Source organism: Rhizobium sp. 01L419, assembly GCF_056400025.1.
On the sequence record NZ_JBFTSM010000006.1, the window covers coordinates 87,812 to 104,378 of the forward strand.

Here is a 16,567-nt window from a genome sequence, read left to right on the forward strand (position 1 = left end):
TAAGCTCTTTTTGTTTCGTTCGATTGCCGACTAAAGCACTGGCACGCGCAGCGATATGAGGTCTTTGGTCGCAGTGCAACACGCATTTTGCACTGCGGGAGAAGTCAGCCTCCCTGACGCCGTTGAATCCTGATGAAATCCAGAAGGAATTTGGCGGGCGTCGATTTTTGTATATCCGAAATGTAAGGCTTTGCCCAATAAAACTCTGGAATAGGTCGGCCGGTGTATTGGGCGATTTTTTCGTCCGCATTGATTTTTGAGAATTCGGGAAAACTATTTGCGCAATCGGACTTGATAAGCTGCAAAGATGGAACAAGATCAGCTTGGGGTGCTTTGTCACAGGCACCTTGAACGAGGGAGGCGTTTCGTATGGCTACTGCCAGACATTTAGGACCATCATCTTCATCGCTGGAAAGGGATGCGCGGCGCATTCACGACGACAAACCGGTTTCGCCCGGCAGTATCGCGGTCGGCGTGGTGATCGGTCGCATGTCGGAATTTTTCGATTTCTTCGTTTACGGCCTTGCATCCGTACTCGTCTTTCCGCAGCTCGTCTTTCCCTTCGCACCGGATCGGCTGACAGGCACGCTCTATTCCTTTGCAATCTTCTCGCTCGCTTTCCTTGCTCGCCCCGTCGGGTCGGTCGTCTTCATGACGATCGACCGTTTGTACGGGCGCGGCACGAAGCTCACGATCGCGCTCTTCCTGCTCGGCGGCTCGACGGCGTCGATCGCCTTCCTGCCGGGCTATGATGAAATCGGCTACTGGTCGATCGCCCTGCTGGCACTCTTCAGACTTGGCCAGGGCTTCGCGCTTGGCGGCGCATGGGATGGCCTTGCTTCGCTTCTGGCGCTGAATGCGCCCCCGAATCATCGCGGCTGGTACGCAATGATCCCGCAGCTCGGCGCACCGATCGGCTTTGCGCTGGCGAGCATCCTGTTCGGTTACTTCGTCGCAAACCTCTCCCCGGAAGACTTCCTCTCATGGGGCTGGCGTTATCCGTTCTTCGTCGCCTTCGCGATCAACGTCGTCGCACTCTTCGCCCGCCTTCGCCTTGTCATGACCAAGGAATTCGGCACGCTTCTTGAGCAGCATGAGCTTGAGGCCGCGCCGATCCTCGACGTGCTGCGCGTCCACGGCCGCGATATCCTAATCGGTGCTTTCGTGCCGCTGGCAAGCTTTGCCATGTTCCACCTCGTCACCATCTTCCCACTCGGCTGGATGAGCCTTTACGGCAACCAGCCGATCGGCGCCTTCATGGTGGTGCAGGTTATCGGCGCCATGGTTGGCTTCGTCGCCATCATCGCCTCGGGCATGATCGCCGACCGCATCGGCCGTCGCGCGCAGCTTGCGATCTGCGCTGTGCTCATTGCGATCTTCAGCTTCATCGGTCCGTTCCTGATTGGCGCCGGCAACAGCGGTCATGACGCCTTCGTTATCATAGGCTTCGGCGTGCTCGGTCTTTCCTTCGGCCAGGCGACCGGCTCAATATCGTCGCGTTTCGGGCGCGGCTATCGCTACACCGGTGCGGCCTTCACCTCCGACCTTGCCTGGCTGATCGGTGCCGGCTTCGCACCGCTGGTCGCGCTCAGCCTGTCAAGCCAGTTCGGCCTGACCTTCGTCGGCTACTACCTGCTCTCGGGCGCGATCTGCACGCTAGCGGCGCTTGCCTTCAGCCGGGCGCTGGAACAGCGCGAATAGCGCATAGGCATAACGAAAAGGCCCGCCTGGGAAACCCGGCGGGCCTTTTTGTTTGGGATCTTATTTTCGGGCGTTATTGCGCCATCTGCGGCTGCTTGGCAGCGCGCGCGGCGGTCAGTTCGGCGGTCGTGTGGTTGAGACGGTCGGCGAGCACGCGCATGATCTCCACGGCCATTTCCGGGAAATCACTCAGAAGCTTGAGGAAATGTTCCTTGCTGATGCGCAGGACTTCGAGCGGAGAGGTCGCACGCACGGTTGCCGTACGCGAGACGTCGCAGAGAATGGCGATTTCGCCGACGATGGAATTGACCTCGACATCGGCAACCTTGATCTCGCCGGCAGGCGAGGAAACGATGATATCGGCCGTGCCTGACAGTACGACATAGGCGGCGTCGCCGACGTCGCCCTGTCGGAACAGGTTCTGGCCGACGTGGTACGTCATGCGGTCGGAAGTGAAGGCCAAGAGCTTGAGTTTCGCTGGTGCGATCCTCGAGAAGATCGGCACCCGCCGCAGCATTTCGACTTCATCTCTCAACAGCATGAGCGTTACAATCCCCTGCCGCATGGTCCGTGATCATGCGCTAAAAACCAACTCCAAGCACCTTGCGGGCGCCGTCTCTGCCGCCCCAATAGAATATTACGATAACAGTTCCTTGAACATCCCGTTTTTCGCGGAAAGTTCCGGATAGTTGCCCGCCTCGGCAAGATCGCCGCGATCGAAGAGCAGAATCCGATCGAAGATTTCGGCAAGCTTGGCGTTTGACAACACCCAGATGATCGCCGGGCGCTTGCCCTCCTCGTGCAGGCCTTCGATGATGTTGCGGGTGATCTGGTCCTGGATGCGCTGGTCGAGCGCCGGGATCGGCCGGTTGAAGATGAAGTAGTCGGACCGCTTGAGCAGCGCGCGGGCAAGATTGAGCTTCTGTCGCTGCACCCCCGTCAGCCGCTTGCCGCCGGAGCCGACGTCAAATTCAAGGCCGATCGACAATACGTCGTCATAGAGATCGAGCGCATCGAAGAGCTCACCCATGATGAGGCGAATGCGGTCGGAGGCATCGGCCTGCTGATAGGCGATTCGGCCGAAGAGCACGTTGTCCATCAGGCTTGCGGAGGCCGTGAAGCGGCTGATGTCATAACGCTCGATCAGTTCGGCGAGGTCGTCGGGGATATTCTGATGGAACTGCTTGCGGGCACTGACGATCTTGTCCGTCAGCGCCTGGGTCAGTAGGCCAAAGCGGTGCCGTGGTTCGATATAGGCAAAGCTCAGACGGATGATGCTTGCCCGGTCTTCCGGCGTCGCATCCTCGAAGCGCTTGCCCTGCAGCTTCTGCAGCAGCGCCTGGTAGGTCGGAATGTCATCCGCCGTCATGAAGGTGAGCTGCTGGAAGAAGGGGTGGTCCGGCGGCAGGTCATGGAAGAGTTCCACCGCGTTCTCGGCAATTTCCAGGCCCATAGCATAGAGATCGGTGCTGAGCCCTGTATCGCGGAAGAGCTGCTGGAAATAGGGATGGCCGGCAAGCCGTCGGTTGTTCATCAGCGGCCGCTTCATCGTACCGAAGAGCAGGTTCTCGCCGACGGTTGCCTGCGTATTGTAAGTGTCGAAATCGAAGGGCACGACGATCGCGTCGAGGTTTTCCCCGGCAAGCCGCTCACGCAGCGACGTCCTGAGTTCGACGATATGGCTACCGAGCGCTGTATGAACCTCGGTATTGACGGTCGAGCGCAGCGCCAGATCCAGAATGTCCTGCGACATCATGACGGCGTCGAGCACCGGCCGGATCGCCTTCAGCAGGTCTTCAGGTCCATTTGCGCCGGCAGCGCCGTAGTCGACCCAGTCGCTGTTGAGGTCGAGCGTCGGATTGCCGGCCTTCTGCGATTCCGCCACGTGCCATTTGTATTCCTGGGCAGTCTTGTCATCATATTCGGGTTCTTTCATCGGCGCATGCTTGAGGCCGTAGACGAGGTTGTCGCGCAGCGTGCCGTGGAAGAAATAGCTGTCGGCGGCCGCATAGGAGATGCGCCGGCCGGTGATCGATTCCGGCAGATCCAGCAGATCCTGTCCGTCGATGGTGATGCGGCCGGAATCCGGCCAGACGAGACGGCCGAGCGCTTCGGCAAAGGCCTCCGCGCCGCTGCCGTTCGGCCCGACGATCGCAACTGTCTCGTTCGGTTTGATCTCGACCGAGACGTGATCGACGAGGCGTGCGCCGCTGTCGTCGCTGACCGAGAGGTTTGTGACGACGAAGGCGCTCGTCAGCGGCGCGATCGGCGCCGTTGCAAGCTCCTGGATGCGGCTATCGATCAGCGGCTCGACGTTGAACTGCTCGTAGACCTGCGCATACTTGACCTGCACGTCCTGGCGCATCTGGTCCCAGTCGATCAGCTCCTTCAGCGGGCCGGGCAGGTCCTTGTAGGCGGAAATGACGGCGATGAGCTGACCGATGTCGAGCCGGCCCTGCAGCGCCAGATAACCGCCGATTGCGTAGAACAGGAAGGGCGTGACCTGGGCGAGAAAGTTGTTGATGAACTTGACCAGAAACTTCCACTGATAAAGGTCGTAGCGGATCGAGAAGATGCGGCCGAGGCGGGTTGCAATATCGGCACGCTCGAAATTGGAGGTGTCGTTGCCGTGGATCGTGCCGATGCCGTCGACGATCTCGCCCACGCGTCCCGAAAGTTCACGCGCGGTCAACTGGCGCTGGCGGCCGAGTTCCAAGAGACGCTTGCGCATGCGGGGAATGACGATGGCCTGCACGCCGACGATGCCCGCCGCGATCATGCCCAGCCAGAAATTCTGGATGATGATGAAGGCCAGCGCGGTAATCGCCTGACCGCCGAGCAGGGCGGGTGAAACGAAGGCGTCGCCCGTGAAGCCGCCCATCGGCTCCACCTCGTCCTTGATCATGGTGGCGATTTCGGCCGATTTCACCCGTTTGAAATGGGAGGGCGGGAAGCGCAGCACGCGATCGATAAGCTCGAAGCGGATGCGGCGCAGCATGCGTTCGCCAAGCCGACCCTTATAGGTGTTGATATAAAACTTGAAGAGGCCATTCAGCACCACCAGCGCCAGGAAGACGAGGCTCAGCGCCATCAGCATCTGGAAGCGGTTGAGCTCCAGGCCCTTGAAGAATTCGACATGGCCGATCAGCGGGATGTCGTAGGCGATGTGCATGAAGGTCTGTCGCGCACCCGGCCCTTCGAAGCCGTCACCCTGGATAGGTCCGTTGACGATCTGCTTCGGCAGGTCGAAGGATAGAAAGTAGGGCACCATGGAGGCTGCGACGACCAGCAGAATCCAGAGCTGCTGCAGCCGCGTGTTCTTCCAGATGTAGCGCGCGAGGCTTTTTTCCATGGCTAACCGTCAGACTGTGGGGAAAGTCCGTACAGCGATCCTGATGCCGGGGAAGGGAGAATCTCCGAGTACAGGACCATGCAGTCAGACCGCCGATATCGCAACGAAAACAAGGCGGAGCGGACTAATGTCGAAACGCCGATTCTCGCCGGAAATTTTCTTATATCACATGAATTTTAGAATAGGCGAGGGTTTCAGCCGATCATTGAGCGAATGATGGCCGCACTTTTTGCCGCTCCGTCGAGATTGAGGGAAATGGCCGGACGCAACGGTGCTGCAAGAGCCCGTTCGACCGCAGCCTTGACATCGTCGACGGTCAGCCCGTCCTCCGGGAGGATTTCGGCAAGACCAAGCGCCCGCAGCCGTTCGGCGCGCACGGTCTGCTCCGTCTCACCGGCCGCCATGAAGGGGATGAGGATCGAGTGGCATCGGGTGCGTAAGAGATCACCCACCGTGTTGTAGCCGGCCTGCGAGATCGAGACTTTCGCACCACGCAGCAGCGAGGGGAAGTCCTTGCGGAACCGCACCAGGGTGACATTGGCAGGCGCATCTTCAGACAATGCGGAAAAATCGGCTGCGGGAAGGTTGGGACCTGTAATCAGCAGCCAGCTGATCTCGGCAGGCAGGAGTGCGGCCGCACCGCGCGCGGCGCGCATCAGCTCCAGCCCAACGGCGCCGCCGCCCGCCGAAGCGATGATGTCGAATGTCTCGGATGGTTCCGGTGCCGGCGGTGGAGCAACGAGACCGGTATAGCGCAGCCGGTCGGCGATCTCGACGGCGAACGGAAAAGTGTCCTCCAGGCGCACGAATTCAGGATCGCCATGCACGAGCACGGCGTCGAAATGGTCCTTGATCAGCTTGACCGTTTCCTCGTCGCGGCCGGGCTTGCGGTTTTCCTGCAGGATGTCGCGCACCGAACTTAAGAGCTTCGGCCGCGGCTCGACGGTCTCAATCGCATCGAGCAGCGGCAGCAATTCGAAGCGCATCTGCCGACGGCCGAACGGGAAAGCCTCGATAATGACGACATCAGGCCTTGCTTCCTCAAAGGCTTTGAGAAGCAGGTCGCGTCGCCTGGAAAGAAACTCTTCGCCCGCAGCCTGCCCATCGACATCGGCAAGGCCGGAAAAGCCGATATTGCTGGCAACGACGGGTGGCAGCTCGATCGTCTTGACACCCTCGCCTGGAAAGCCAGGTACTGGCAGGCCGCCGGTGACGACGGTGACCTCGAAGCCATCCTTCACCAGCGTATTGGCGATGCGGCTGGCGCGTGCAATATGACCGATGCCGAGCAGATGCTGAACATAAAAGAAGATGCGGGGAGCTCTCATGACGCCTTCTGCCATTCTGCTTCGAACAGGCCGCTCAGCTGCCGGATGCTGGAATGATAGTCGAAATGGTCGCGCACGCGCTCCTCCGCCGCATCGCCCAGCCGCTCGCGCAGATCGGGATTGCGGATCGCCATCTCGAGCGCCTTTGCAAGGGCTGCCGGATCTTCGGGCGGCACGACCAGACCGTTTTCGCCGTCGCTTAGCAGTTCCGGCACGCCGGAGACGTTGGTAGAGAGACAGACGAGCCGCTGGCTGGAAGCCTCGACCAGCACGTTCGGCAACCCGTCGCGGTCGCCATTGGCGGCGATGCGGCAGGCGAGCGCGAAGAGGTCGGCGCGGCGATAGTGATCGAGCACGTCGTCCTGCGCCAGTGCACCCTTCCAGGTGATGCGATCGGCAAGGCCGAGTTCAGCGGCAAGCTTTTTCAGCTTGGAAAGCTCCTCGCCACCACCGATATGGTCCATGCGCCAGTTGATTTCCCCAGGCAGCAGGGCAAGCGCGCGCAGCAGCACGTCGTAGCCCTTTTTTTCCACCGCCCGACCAACGCTGAGGATGAAGGCGGGGTCGGCGGGATCGCTGCCGTTACGGTTCGAGCGCTCGCCGGCGAAATGGCCGAAGCGGGCGAGGTCGAGGCCATGATAGCTCAGATGTACCGCATTCTGGCGCCCCGTCAGCGCTTTCATATGCTCGTAGCCGCTGCGGGTGCAGGTGACCGCCCAGCGGGCGCTTCCGAGCTTCTGGCCGAGATCCCAGTCGGGTGAAGTCCAGATATCCTTGGCATGGGCCGAGCAGGTCCAGGGCGTGTCTGTCAGAATGCTCGCATATTCCGTCACCGAAGCCGGTGTATGGATGAAATGAGCATGCAGCCACTCGCCGTTGTCAGGCCATTCGCGCGCCAGCACCAGCGCCTGGCCGAGCCGGCGGAAGCGGTTGCGGGAAATGTCGCGCGGCAGATCGGCAAGGAAACGCTTCATCAGCGCGCCGAAACCGGGTTTCGAAAAGCCGGCAAGGAGGCCCTTCAGCACGCGGATCGGCTCTTCGTGCAGATATTCTGGTAGATAGACGACGCGCGCTTTGATCTCGTCATGGACAGGATGACGCTTCTTGTCGGTCGGCCGGCGCATGGAAATCAGCGTCAGGTCGAAGCCGGCCTTTTCGAGGCCGAGCAATTCCTGGGCAATGAAGGTTTCCGAAAGGCGGGGATAGCCTTTCAGCACGACGAGAATCTTGCGACGTGGCGGCAAAGGATGGCTCTTTATTCTGCGCCGACGAGGGAAAGATGGCGTCCGCGGCTATCCAGCCATGTGCCGACGGTGCGGGAAATGTGATCCAGCCCCTCAAGGTGCATATTGCAGCCGCTCTTCGATGGCGGAAGTCGCGCAGGCAGGCGCTTCAGCGTCTCCGCCATGACGGAGGGGTCGCCCGACTGCTCAGGCAGAAGCATGTCGACGAGACCGAGTTCGCTGGCGCGGCGGGCGCGTAGTAGCTGCTCCTCGCGCGGGGCAACGCGCGGTACGATGAGCGCCGGCTTGTCGAAGGAGAGGATCTCGCAATAGGTGTTGTAGCCCCCCATGGCGACGACGGCGGTCGCGCCGTCGATCAGCTCTTCCATGTGATTGTCGAACTCGATTACCTCGATATAGGGGATCTGCTCGCCTTTTTTCACCAGCTTTGCACGTTCGGCCGCCGGCATATACGGACCAAGTACGACAAGCGCTTTCTGCGTCAGCGTCTCATCGGCCTCATAGGCATTCATCACGTCGTGAACGAGATCGGAACCATCGCCACCGCCGCCGGTCGTGACAAGGATATAATCATCCTTGCGGGCGTTCAGCGAGTTCTTGCCCTTGGAGACACTACGCTGCAGGAAGCCGACGAAATCCATCTTGCGGCGAACACTCGGGGGCACGTCGAGGCCAACGAGCGGATCGTAGAAATCCGGCGGTCCGTAGACCCAGATGCTATCGTAATATTGATCGATCTTCTGCATCACGCTGTTCTTCTTCCACTCGGCTTCGAGCAGATGCGGCGCGTCCATGATCTCTCGCAGACCCAGCACCAGAATGGTGCCGCGCGCCTTCAGATAGGCAAGCGTTTCCTCGACCTCGCCCTTCAGACCCATCGGCTCCTTGTCGACGATGAAGATGTCGGGCTGGAAGGTCTCCGCCGTGTGGCGAATGCTGGATTCGCGCATCTTCATCGTCTCGTGCAGGTCGATGTGGCTGGCAAGCGACGTATATTCGCCGTTGCGAAGCTTGATGACGCTCGGGATCTTCACGAAGTCGACGCGGGCACGATAATCGAAGGCGCCGGCAATCGTCGCGCCTGATATGATCAGGATGTTCAGGCCGCGATAGTCCTCGACGAGAGCATGGGCGATCGCGCGGCATCGGCGCAAATGGCCGAGGCCGAATGTATCGTGGCTGTACATGAGGATGCGTGCATCTTCGAGGCGTCTGGCCATGTGTGTGCCCTCTGAGGTGGACGACATACTTCTACCACCCCCGTAAATCGGAGGCCACGAGGCGGCGGACGCGAAGCACCCGGCCGAACTCGACGCTATTTGTAGGGATCTGCCGCATCGCGCAAGCCATCTCCCAGAAAATTGAACGCCAAAATCACCAGCACCACCGGAACGATCGGGAACAGCAGCCACGGATAGAAGGCGATGACGCTGACGCTCTTGGCCTCTGTCAAAAGAATGCCCCAGCTGGTAATGGGCGGCCGCAGGCCGAGGCCAAGGAAGGAGAGCGCCGTCTCACCGAGGATCATACCCGGAATGGAAATGGTGGCGGATGCGATGAGATGCGACATGAAGCCGGGCACGAGATGCCGGCCGATGACACGGGGCGTGCTGGCACCCATGAGCTGGGCTGCCTGGACATAATCTTCCTCACGCAGCGCCAGAAGCTTGGAGCGTACGGCGCGGGCAAGCCCTGTCCAGTCGATGATGCCAAGAATGACGGTGATGCCGAAATAGATGACGATTGGGCTCCATGTCACCGGCATGATGGCGGCAAGTGCCATCCAGAGCGGCAGGGAGGGCAGTGATTGCAGCACTTCTATCAAGCGCTGGACGATGAGGTCGAAGATGCCACCCCAATAACCAGCGAGGCCGCCGATGACGATGCCGAGCACAAAGCTGATGGAAATACCGATCAGCCCGATGGTAAGGGAGATACGGGCGCCGTAGAGAATGCGCGAAAGCACGTCGCGGCCGAGACGGTCGGTGCCGAGCAGGAACATCTGCCCGCCGATCGCAGGGCAGACGAGATGATAATTGGATGCGACGAGCCCCCAGAACTTGTAGCCATCGCCACGGCAGAAAAAGCGGATCGGCTGGATGTCGTTCTGCTTGTCGGTATAGAGACGGTGCAGGGTGTCGATATCGAGCGTCATCTGCCGGCCATAGACGAAGGGGCCGACGAAATTGCCCTGGCTGTCGAAAAGACGGACGCGCTGCGGCGGCGAATGGATGAAATCGACGTTGCGGGTATGCAGTCCGTAAGGTGCCAGGAACTCGACGATCAGGATCATGAAGTAGACGGCGGCGAGGAAAATGCCGGATGCAAGCGCCAGCTTGTGGCGCTTGAACTTCCACCACATGAGCTGCTTTTGCGAGGCGAGGTGGATACGAGACTGCGCAGATGTCATCGTCTCCGTTGCGATCGGATCGAACGGGGCGGTCGAAACATAGTGCGGCAGCGGCGCACCGGGAGCGGGTAGGGGCGACATTATTTGGTGCTCCTGCCTTGCAGACGGATGCGGGGATCAAGGAAGCCGAGCGCGATATCGGAAATCAGCACGCCGATGACGTTCAGGAAGGCGAGGAACATCAGGAACGAGCCGGCAAGATACATATCCTGGCTCTGCAGTGCCTTAATGAGCATCGGCCCCGTGGTTTCCAGCGACAGCACGATGGCGACGATCTCCGCGCCCGAAATAATCGACGGCAGGATCGAGCCGATATCGGCGACGAAGAAGTTGAGCGCCATGCGCAGCGGATATTTGACCAGCGCGCGCACCGGATGCAGCCCCTTGGCGCGCGCTGTCGTCACATATTGCTTCTGCATCTCGTCGAGCAGGTTGGCGCGAAGGCGACGGATCATGCCGGCTGTGCCGGCCGTTCCGACGATGACGACGGGGATCCAGAGGTGAGAAAGAATCGACCTCGCCTTCGCCCAGCTCATCGGCTCGTTCAGATATTGCTGATCCATCAGATGGCCGATGGAGAGTCCGAACCAGACATTGGCGAAATACATCAGGATCAGCGCCAGCATGAAGTTCGGGATGGCGATGCCGAGCAGGCCGAAGAAAGTCAGTCCGTAGTCGCCCCAGCTATATTGATGGGTGGCCGAATAGATGCCGATCGGGAAGGCGATCAGCCAGGTGAGAAGGATGGTCGAGAAGGAGACGAGGATCGTCAGCCACAGGCGGTCGCCCACGACGTCGGAAACCGGCAGCTGATATTCGAAGGAATAGCCGAAATCGCCGTGCAGCATGCCGCCGACCCAGAAGAAGTAACGCACGATCTCCGGCTGGTCGAAACCGTATTGATGGCGCAGTTCCTCGATTTCCTGCAGATTTGCGGTCTCGCCCTGGGCGCGCAGTTCGGCGATCTGGCTTTCGAAGAAGTCACCCGGTGGCAGTTCGATGATGACGAAGACCAGCGCCGATATCACGAGCAGGGTCGGCACCATGGCGGCGATACGCCAGAGGATATAGCGGATCATTGCTCAGGCCTCCTTGAACCAGAAGGTGTCCGGCATGTAGACGCCGAGGAAGGAGGTCGGATCGAAGCCGTAAAGTCCGTGCTCCGGCACGTTCTGCATCTTGGCGGACGTGAGGATCGGCTGCAGAGTGCTGTTGATGAGGCCGATCGAAAAGACCTGCTGGGTATAGAGGGACAGCATCTTGTGCCAGATAACCTCACGCTCTTCCGTCGTAGCACTTGCGCCCCACTGGTTCAGGAGATCCACAAGTTCGGCCGCCTCCGGCAGATCGGGAGCTTTGCCTTCCTGACCGGCCGAAAGATAGTACATGCCCCAGAGCGGCCATTGAAGCTGGTCATCCAGCGTAGGGGCTAGTCCATAGGGAGACATGTCGGCGGTTGGCACACCGTTATCCAGCCCGTACCAGATCGACATCATGATCGAGCCGCTCATGGCGCGATTGCGGAAGACGTCGCGCTGCGAGGTGCGGGTGAAGAGCGCCAGGCCGATCTTGGCCCAGTGATCGTGCACGAGTTCCAGAACATCCGTGTCGAGATTGCTCTCGCCGGCTGTCTCGACGGTGATCTCGGCGCGGCGTCCATCAGGCAGCAGGCGGATGCCATCGCTGTCGCGCTTGTCGAGGCCGAGTTCGTCGAGCAGCTTGTTGGCCGTGTCAGGGTCGAAATTCACATAGGCGTCGGCATATTCCTGCTTGAAGAGCGGGCTTTCGGGCAACACCGTATCGGCACTCGCCTTGCCGAGGCCGTAGAAAGCGACCATGTTGATCTCGTGCCGGTCGATCGCCAGCGACAAGGCCCGGCGGAAGCGCACGTCGCGAAAGAGCGCGCGCCAGGCTTCGTCGGCGACATTGAGGTTCGGCAACAGTGTGATGCGCGAGCCGCGCGCCATCTTCCAGAGATCGACCTTCACCGGGAAGCGCTTTTCTGCCTCTTTCAGGAAAGTGTAGTCGTTGAAGTCGATGCCGGTCGCTTGCAAATCGGATTCGCCAGCACCCGCCTTGGCGGCGATGATAGACGAAGACGAGACATTGAGGATGAAGCGGTCGAGATAGGGCAACTGCATGCCGTTCTCATCGACGCGGTGGAAGAAGGGATTGCGGTCGAAGATGAACTGATCGGCCGGCGGAGCCGTGCGGTTCTGCCAGGGATCGAGCGTCGGCAGCTCGGGATTGTTGGGCCGAGAAGCGAGGGCCATCTTGATGTGCAGATCGGCCCACTTCTTGGCGCGGTTCTTTTTCATCAGCTCTTCAAGCTTGGCCTTGTCCTGAAAGCCCTTGTGGAACTGCTTCAGGTAATGGCCGGGGCCATAGATGACGAGCGGCAGAGGCCCGGCAAGCGCCGACAGAAAAACCGGGTTAGGCTTGTCCCAGCTATAGCGCACAGTCAGTTCGTCGAGCACTTCAAAGCGCGGCAGGGAGCCGTGAGGACGCAGCTCCAGAGCGCCGCCGCCGGGCGTCAGTTCCTTGTTGAGGATGACTTCTTCCCACCAATAGCGGAAGGCTTCCGCCGTGAAGGGGTGACCGTCCGACCATTTGTGCCCCTCGCGCAGGCGGAACGTGAAGACCGTGTCATTCTCCGAGGTGAAGTCCCGCAGGATATCGGGCTGCAACTGCAACTTCGTGTCGTAGCCGACCAGCCGCGAATAGCCATAGACCGTCATGTAGCGGATATCGCGCACGCCGCCGATGATGGTGCGCACATTGCCGCCATAGGTGCCGGGCACGCGGCCCATCTCCTTGAGATTGACGATACGCGGCTCAGTCGGAATGCGCTCTGCCATTGGCGGCAAGCTACCGTCAGCGACCCTGGCCTTCAAAAATTCTGGCTCGGCGATCGGTTGAGCCCGCAGCACCGAAGGCGCTATGGCCGAACCGATCAGGCCGCCGAGAAAGATGCGGCGCGTTACCATCAGACCAGCTCCTTAGCATCGGCACCCTTGCGGGCGCGCACCAGATGGCCGCCGCCGAGATCGGCATAAGCGAGTTCGGAGGCGTCATCGTGGTCCGCCCGGAAGACAGGCCCCCAGTTCTGCTTGTCGGCCGCGCCGTTTTCCTGCAGCGCCTTGAAGTCGAGTGGCCTGTCGAGATCCGGGAAGGGAACGGCGGCAAGCAATGACTTCGTATAGGGGTGAACCGGATTGCGTAGGATGATCTCGCGCGGTGCGATTTCGACGATGCGGCCCCTGCACATGACGGCGATGCGGTCGGCCATATAATCGACGACTGCGAGGTTGTGCGAGATGAAGAGGTAGGTGAGCCCCAGCTCCTTCTGCAGGTCCTTCAACAGATTGAGGATCTGCGCCTGAACCGAGACGTCGAGGGCCGAGACCGGTTCGTCGAGGATGACGAGCTTGGGGCCGAGGGCGAGGGCGCGGGCAATGCCGATGCGCTGGCGCTGGCCGCCGGAGAAACTGTGCGGATAGCGGTTGAGATAGCGACGGTCGAGGCCGATTGCGCCCATCAACCCCTCGACCTTGGCCTTGCGCTCGGCGCTGTCGCCGCGGTCATGAATCTCCAGCGGTTCGCTCAGGATATTGCGAACTGTCATGCGCGGCGAAAGCGAGGAGACCGGATCCTGGAACACCATCTGGATCTTGGTGCGCAGGTCCTGCAGTTCCGAACCCTTGACGGAGAGGACATCGATGACCTCCTTGCCGTCGTTGAAGACGACCGCCCCGCTATCCGGGGTAATTGCGCGCATCAGGATTTTGCTGACCGTCGTCTTGCCGCAGCCGGATTCGCCGACCAGTCCGAGACACTCGCCGCGGCGGATATCGAAGCTGACATCGTCGACAGCATGCACGACGGCTGCTTCCTGCCCACCGAAAAAGCCGCGCTTGCGCGTCTTGTAGGTCTTGGAAAGGTTGGCAACGGAGAGCAGCACGCCCGGCGCTTCCTTCTCGACCGGCTTCTTCTTACCGATCAGCGATTCTAGATTGACCGGAACCTCGCGAAGCGCCTTCAGCCGCTCGCCTGGCTTCATGTCAAAGTGCGGAACAGCGGCCATCAGGGCCTTGAGATAGGGATGCTGCGGATTGCGGAAGATCGCTTCGACGGGGCCTGCTTCCATGATTTCGCCGTGATAGATCACCACCACCTCGTCGGCCATATTGGCGACGACACCGAGGTCGTGGGTGATGAGCAGCATGGCCATGCCGAGCTTGGCCTGCAGGTCGCGCAGCAATTCGAGGATCTGCGCCTGGATCGTCACGTCGAGCGCCGTGGTCGGCTCGTCGGCGATCAGCAGTGCCGGCTTGCAGATCAGCGCCATGGCAATCATGGCGCGCTGGCGCATGCCGCCGGAAAGTTCGAACGGATACATGTCGTAAGTACGCTTCGGATTGGAAAAGCCGACGAGGCTGAGCATTTTCTCGGTGCGCTCGCGCGCTTCCTTCTTGTCGGCATCCGTGTGGATCAGCAATACTTCGCCGATCTGGTTGCCGACCGTATGGAGCGGTGAGAGCGACGTCATCGGCTCCTGGAAGATGGTCGCCATGCGGCGGCCACGCAGGTCACGCATCTCGGCACTGTCACGCGAAAGCGACAGGATATCGGTCGCCTTGCCGTCCAGCGGATCAGTAAACAGAATACGGCCGCTCGCATGGGCGGGTGCCGGCAGGATGCCCATGATCGCCTGGCTGATGACGGATTTGCCAGAGCCGCTTTCGCCGACGAGGGCAGTCACTTTCCCCGGCAGGATGCGGAGATTGGCTTCCTTTACGACGCGCAGCCGGTCGCCGAAAACGGAGAAGGCGACATCCAGATTCTCAACACGCAACAGATCGGCAGCAGACGCCATACCAATGAAATTCCCCAGTCCTTATGTGTTCCCGTTAAGGCACACTATCGTACCGTAAACGGGGTGTCCAGTTGATGACAGACATGGGAAAAAATGGCACATGGCGCCCATTTTACAGGGCGCTTGATGCGAAGGTTCTGATGTGCGGCGCAGCGGCTGAAGCCTCTGCAATGTTCGCGCGTGGTTACTGAATGAATTTTTCGATCGGCGGGTGTTTTACCTGTTTCTTGTCGCGGTGAAGCATGATGACCTGTTCGGCTTCCGAAAGGCCGTTCTGAACGGATTCGCGGAAGCCTTCGTCGACGTGAATGGCAGATGCCGGGGCCCGCGGCTGGAGCACCGTCACCTTCTGGCGGATGCCGCGCAGCTTTTCCTCGCCGAGCGTGATCCATTCGCCGCCGCAATAGCCGGCAAAGGCCTGGCTCGCGACGACCTCGCGAGCGTATTTCTTCGTCAGCACCTGCAGGCGCTGCACCTCGTTCACAGCCGAACCGAAGGCAGAGAAGGTAAGCCGATCCTTCAGGCCGACATTGCCGAACATGACGTTGCCGACATGCAGGCCGATCCCGTAGCCGATCTTCGGAAGCCCCTTCGTCTCGCGATCCTTGTTCAGTTCGGCAACACGCGCCTGCGCATGATGCACGGCGGAAAGCGCTGCCTCGCAGGCGATCTTCGACGGGTCCTTGTGGCGACCGCAGGGATAGACGGCCAGGAAGCCGTCACCGAGGAAGCTCAGGATTTCACCGCCGTTGCGGTTGAAGGGTGCGGCGATCGCATCGAAGAACTGGTTGAGCGTATCGATATAGGCCTGCCGGCCTTCCTTTTCGGCATACATGGTGGATTCACGCATATCCGCCATGACAAGGGCGGCACGGATCGTCTCGCCATCGCCGCGGCGGACCTGGCCGTTCAGCACGCGCTTGCCGGCATCGCCGCCGAGATAGGTGGTCAGCATATTGTTGGCGAGTTTGGCAAGCACAGCCATCTTGGCGGCGACCGCCAGATGGTTCTGCATGCGCAGCAGCGCGTCGATCATGTCGTCTGAAAATCCGGCCGGGCTGTCGGTCGACCAGGAACCCATCATGCCCTGCGCCGATCCATCGCCGAAGGGCTGCACGAAGGCAAGATAATCGGTGATTTTTTCCTGGCGCAGATCCTCGAAGATCGGAAATTCACTCGGCCCCTCCGCCATGATGCGGCGACGGATATGCTGCAGATTGTTGTCGAGAAGATAAAAATAAGGGCTCTGCAGGAAACGGTCCGGCTTCTGGCCGGCCGGCATGCGGAAGCCCTCGATGGTGACACCGCTGGCGCGCTTCCAGGTGAAGCTCAGTGCGTCGTAGAGCGGATGCAGCATCGAGAAGGTCAGGTGGACGCGCGCAAGTGGCAATCCGGCGGCCGCAAGCCGCTCGCAGAAACCGCGCACGATGTTTTCAAGGTCGTCACCGGCCAGCGAAGAATTCGTCAGCCATTCAGCAACACGGTCCAACAAAATGGAGGATACGCTGGATTCGATCGTGCTCATTCTTGGTATGATCCTCATGTCGCACGTCCATCCCCAAAGACAAAAACAACCCGGACCTGCCCATTCACGGTGAGCAGATCGCAAAGAATTCAGGATGTACGAGCGGTATTATCGTGTCAACGATGTGCCGA

At 60.3% G+C, this 16,567-nt stretch carries 11 protein-coding genes; 1 reads left to right on the forward strand and 10 read right to left on the reverse strand.

What is annotated here, in order from left to right; translation table 11 throughout:
* Nucleotides 1-369: 369 nt before the first annotated feature.
* Entirely contained in the window at nt 370-1,701 is a 1,332-nt protein-coding gene (locus tag AC1DUP_RS13800; RefSeq protein ID WP_113296885.1) for an MFS transporter, read from the forward strand.
* A gap of 73 nt (nt 1,702-1,774) precedes the next feature.
* On the opposite strand, the gene AC1DUP_RS13805 is transcribed toward AC1DUP_RS13800, so the two are convergent.
* The 10 genes from AC1DUP_RS13805 to AC1DUP_RS13850 form a co-directional block, all read right to left on the reverse strand.
* The gene (locus AC1DUP_RS13805; RefSeq protein WP_113296884.1) at nt 1,775-2,242 is read right to left on the reverse strand and encodes a Crp/Fnr family transcriptional regulator; all 468 of its coding nucleotides are present in this window, start codon (nt 2,240-2,242) and stop codon (nt 1,775-1,777) included.
* Nucleotides 2,243-2,338: 96 nt separating this feature from the next.
* Complete coding sequence (locus AC1DUP_RS13810; RefSeq protein WP_113307948.1) at nt 2,339-5,053, reverse strand: ABC transporter ATP-binding protein; 2,715 nt, start codon at nt 5,051-5,053, stop codon at nt 2,339-2,341.
* A 194-nt stretch (nt 5,054-5,247) separates the two neighbouring features.
* Nucleotides 5,248-6,381: a glycosyltransferase gene (locus AC1DUP_RS13815; RefSeq protein ID WP_113508340.1), complete on the reverse strand. Its 1,134-nt coding sequence runs from the start codon at nt 6,379-6,381 to the stop codon at nt 5,248-5,250.
* Nucleotides 6,378-7,625: a glycosyltransferase family 4 protein gene (locus tag AC1DUP_RS13820; RefSeq protein ID WP_113335333.1), complete on the reverse strand. Its 1,248-nt coding sequence runs from the start codon at nt 7,623-7,625 to the stop codon at nt 6,378-6,380. The genes AC1DUP_RS13815 and AC1DUP_RS13820 overlap by 4 nt, the downstream gene beginning before the upstream one ends.
* Before the next feature lie 11 nt (nt 7,626-7,636).
* A complete protein-coding gene (locus AC1DUP_RS13825; RefSeq protein ID WP_113296880.1) occupies nt 7,637-8,845 on the reverse strand; it encodes a glycosyltransferase family protein in 1,209 nt (402 codons plus the stop codon).
* Between the two features lie 95 nt (nt 8,846-8,940).
* Entirely contained in the window at nt 8,941-10,116 is a 1,176-nt protein-coding gene (locus AC1DUP_RS13830) for an ABC transporter permease (protein WP_162747080.1), read from the reverse strand.
* Nucleotides 10,116-11,114: an ABC transporter permease gene (locus tag AC1DUP_RS13835; protein ID WP_113296878.1), complete on the reverse strand. Its 999-nt coding sequence runs from the start codon at nt 11,112-11,114 to the stop codon at nt 10,116-10,118. The genes AC1DUP_RS13830 and AC1DUP_RS13835 overlap by 1 nt, the downstream gene beginning before the upstream one ends.
* A gap of 3 nt (nt 11,115-11,117) precedes the next feature.
* Nucleotides 11,118-13,022: an ABC transporter substrate-binding protein gene (locus tag AC1DUP_RS13840; RefSeq protein WP_113296877.1), complete on the reverse strand. Its 1,905-nt coding sequence runs from the start codon at nt 13,020-13,022 to the stop codon at nt 11,118-11,120.
* Nucleotides 13,022-14,911, reverse strand: a complete 1,890-nt coding sequence (locus AC1DUP_RS13845) for an ABC transporter ATP-binding protein (RefSeq protein WP_477832921.1) — start codon at nt 14,909-14,911, stop codon at nt 13,022-13,024. The genes AC1DUP_RS13840 and AC1DUP_RS13845 overlap by 1 nt, the downstream gene beginning before the upstream one ends.
* A 184-nt stretch (nt 14,912-15,095) precedes the next feature.
* The gene (locus AC1DUP_RS13850) at nt 15,096-16,436 is read right to left on the reverse strand and encodes an adenylate/guanylate cyclase domain-containing protein (RefSeq protein WP_113307944.1); all 1,341 of its coding nucleotides are present in this window, start codon (nt 16,434-16,436) and stop codon (nt 15,096-15,098) included.
* Nucleotides 16,437-16,567 lie beyond the last annotated feature (131 nt).

Coding starts and splice junctions, on each gene's coding strand:
- AC1DUP_RS13800 (WP_113296885.1), top strand. CDS start 370: ATGGCTACTGCCAGACATTTAGGACCATCATCTTCATCGCTGGAAAGG.
- AC1DUP_RS13805 (WP_113296884.1), bottom strand. CDS start 2,242: ATGCTGTTGAGAGATGAAGTCGAAATGCTGCGGCGGGTGCCGATCTTC.
- AC1DUP_RS13810 (WP_113307948.1), bottom strand. CDS start 5,053: ATGGAAAAAAGCCTCGCGCGCTACATCTGGAAGAACACGCGGCTGCAG.
- AC1DUP_RS13815 (WP_113508340.1), bottom strand. CDS start 6,381: ATGAGAGCTCCCCGCATCTTCTTTTATGTTCAGCATCTGCTCGGCATC.
- AC1DUP_RS13825 (WP_113296880.1), bottom strand. CDS start 8,845: ATGGCCAGACGCCTCGAAGATGCACGCATCCTCATGTACAGCCACGAT.
- AC1DUP_RS13830 (WP_162747080.1), bottom strand. CDS start 10,116: ATGTCGCCCCTACCCGCTCCCGGTGCGCCGCTGCCGCACTATGTTTCG.
- AC1DUP_RS13835 (WP_113296878.1), bottom strand. CDS start 11,114: ATGATCCGCTATATCCTCTGGCGTATCGCCGCCATGGTGCCGACCCTG.
- AC1DUP_RS13840 (WP_113296877.1), bottom strand. CDS start 13,022: ATGGTAACGCGCCGCATCTTTCTCGGCGGCCTGATCGGTTCGGCCATA.
- AC1DUP_RS13845 (WP_477832921.1), bottom strand. CDS start 14,911: ATGGCGTCTGCTGCCGATCTGTTGCGTGTTGAGAATCTGGATGTCGCC.
- AC1DUP_RS13850 (WP_113307944.1), bottom strand. CDS start 16,436: ATGAGCACGATCGAATCCAGCGTATCCTCCATTTTGTTGGACCGTGTT.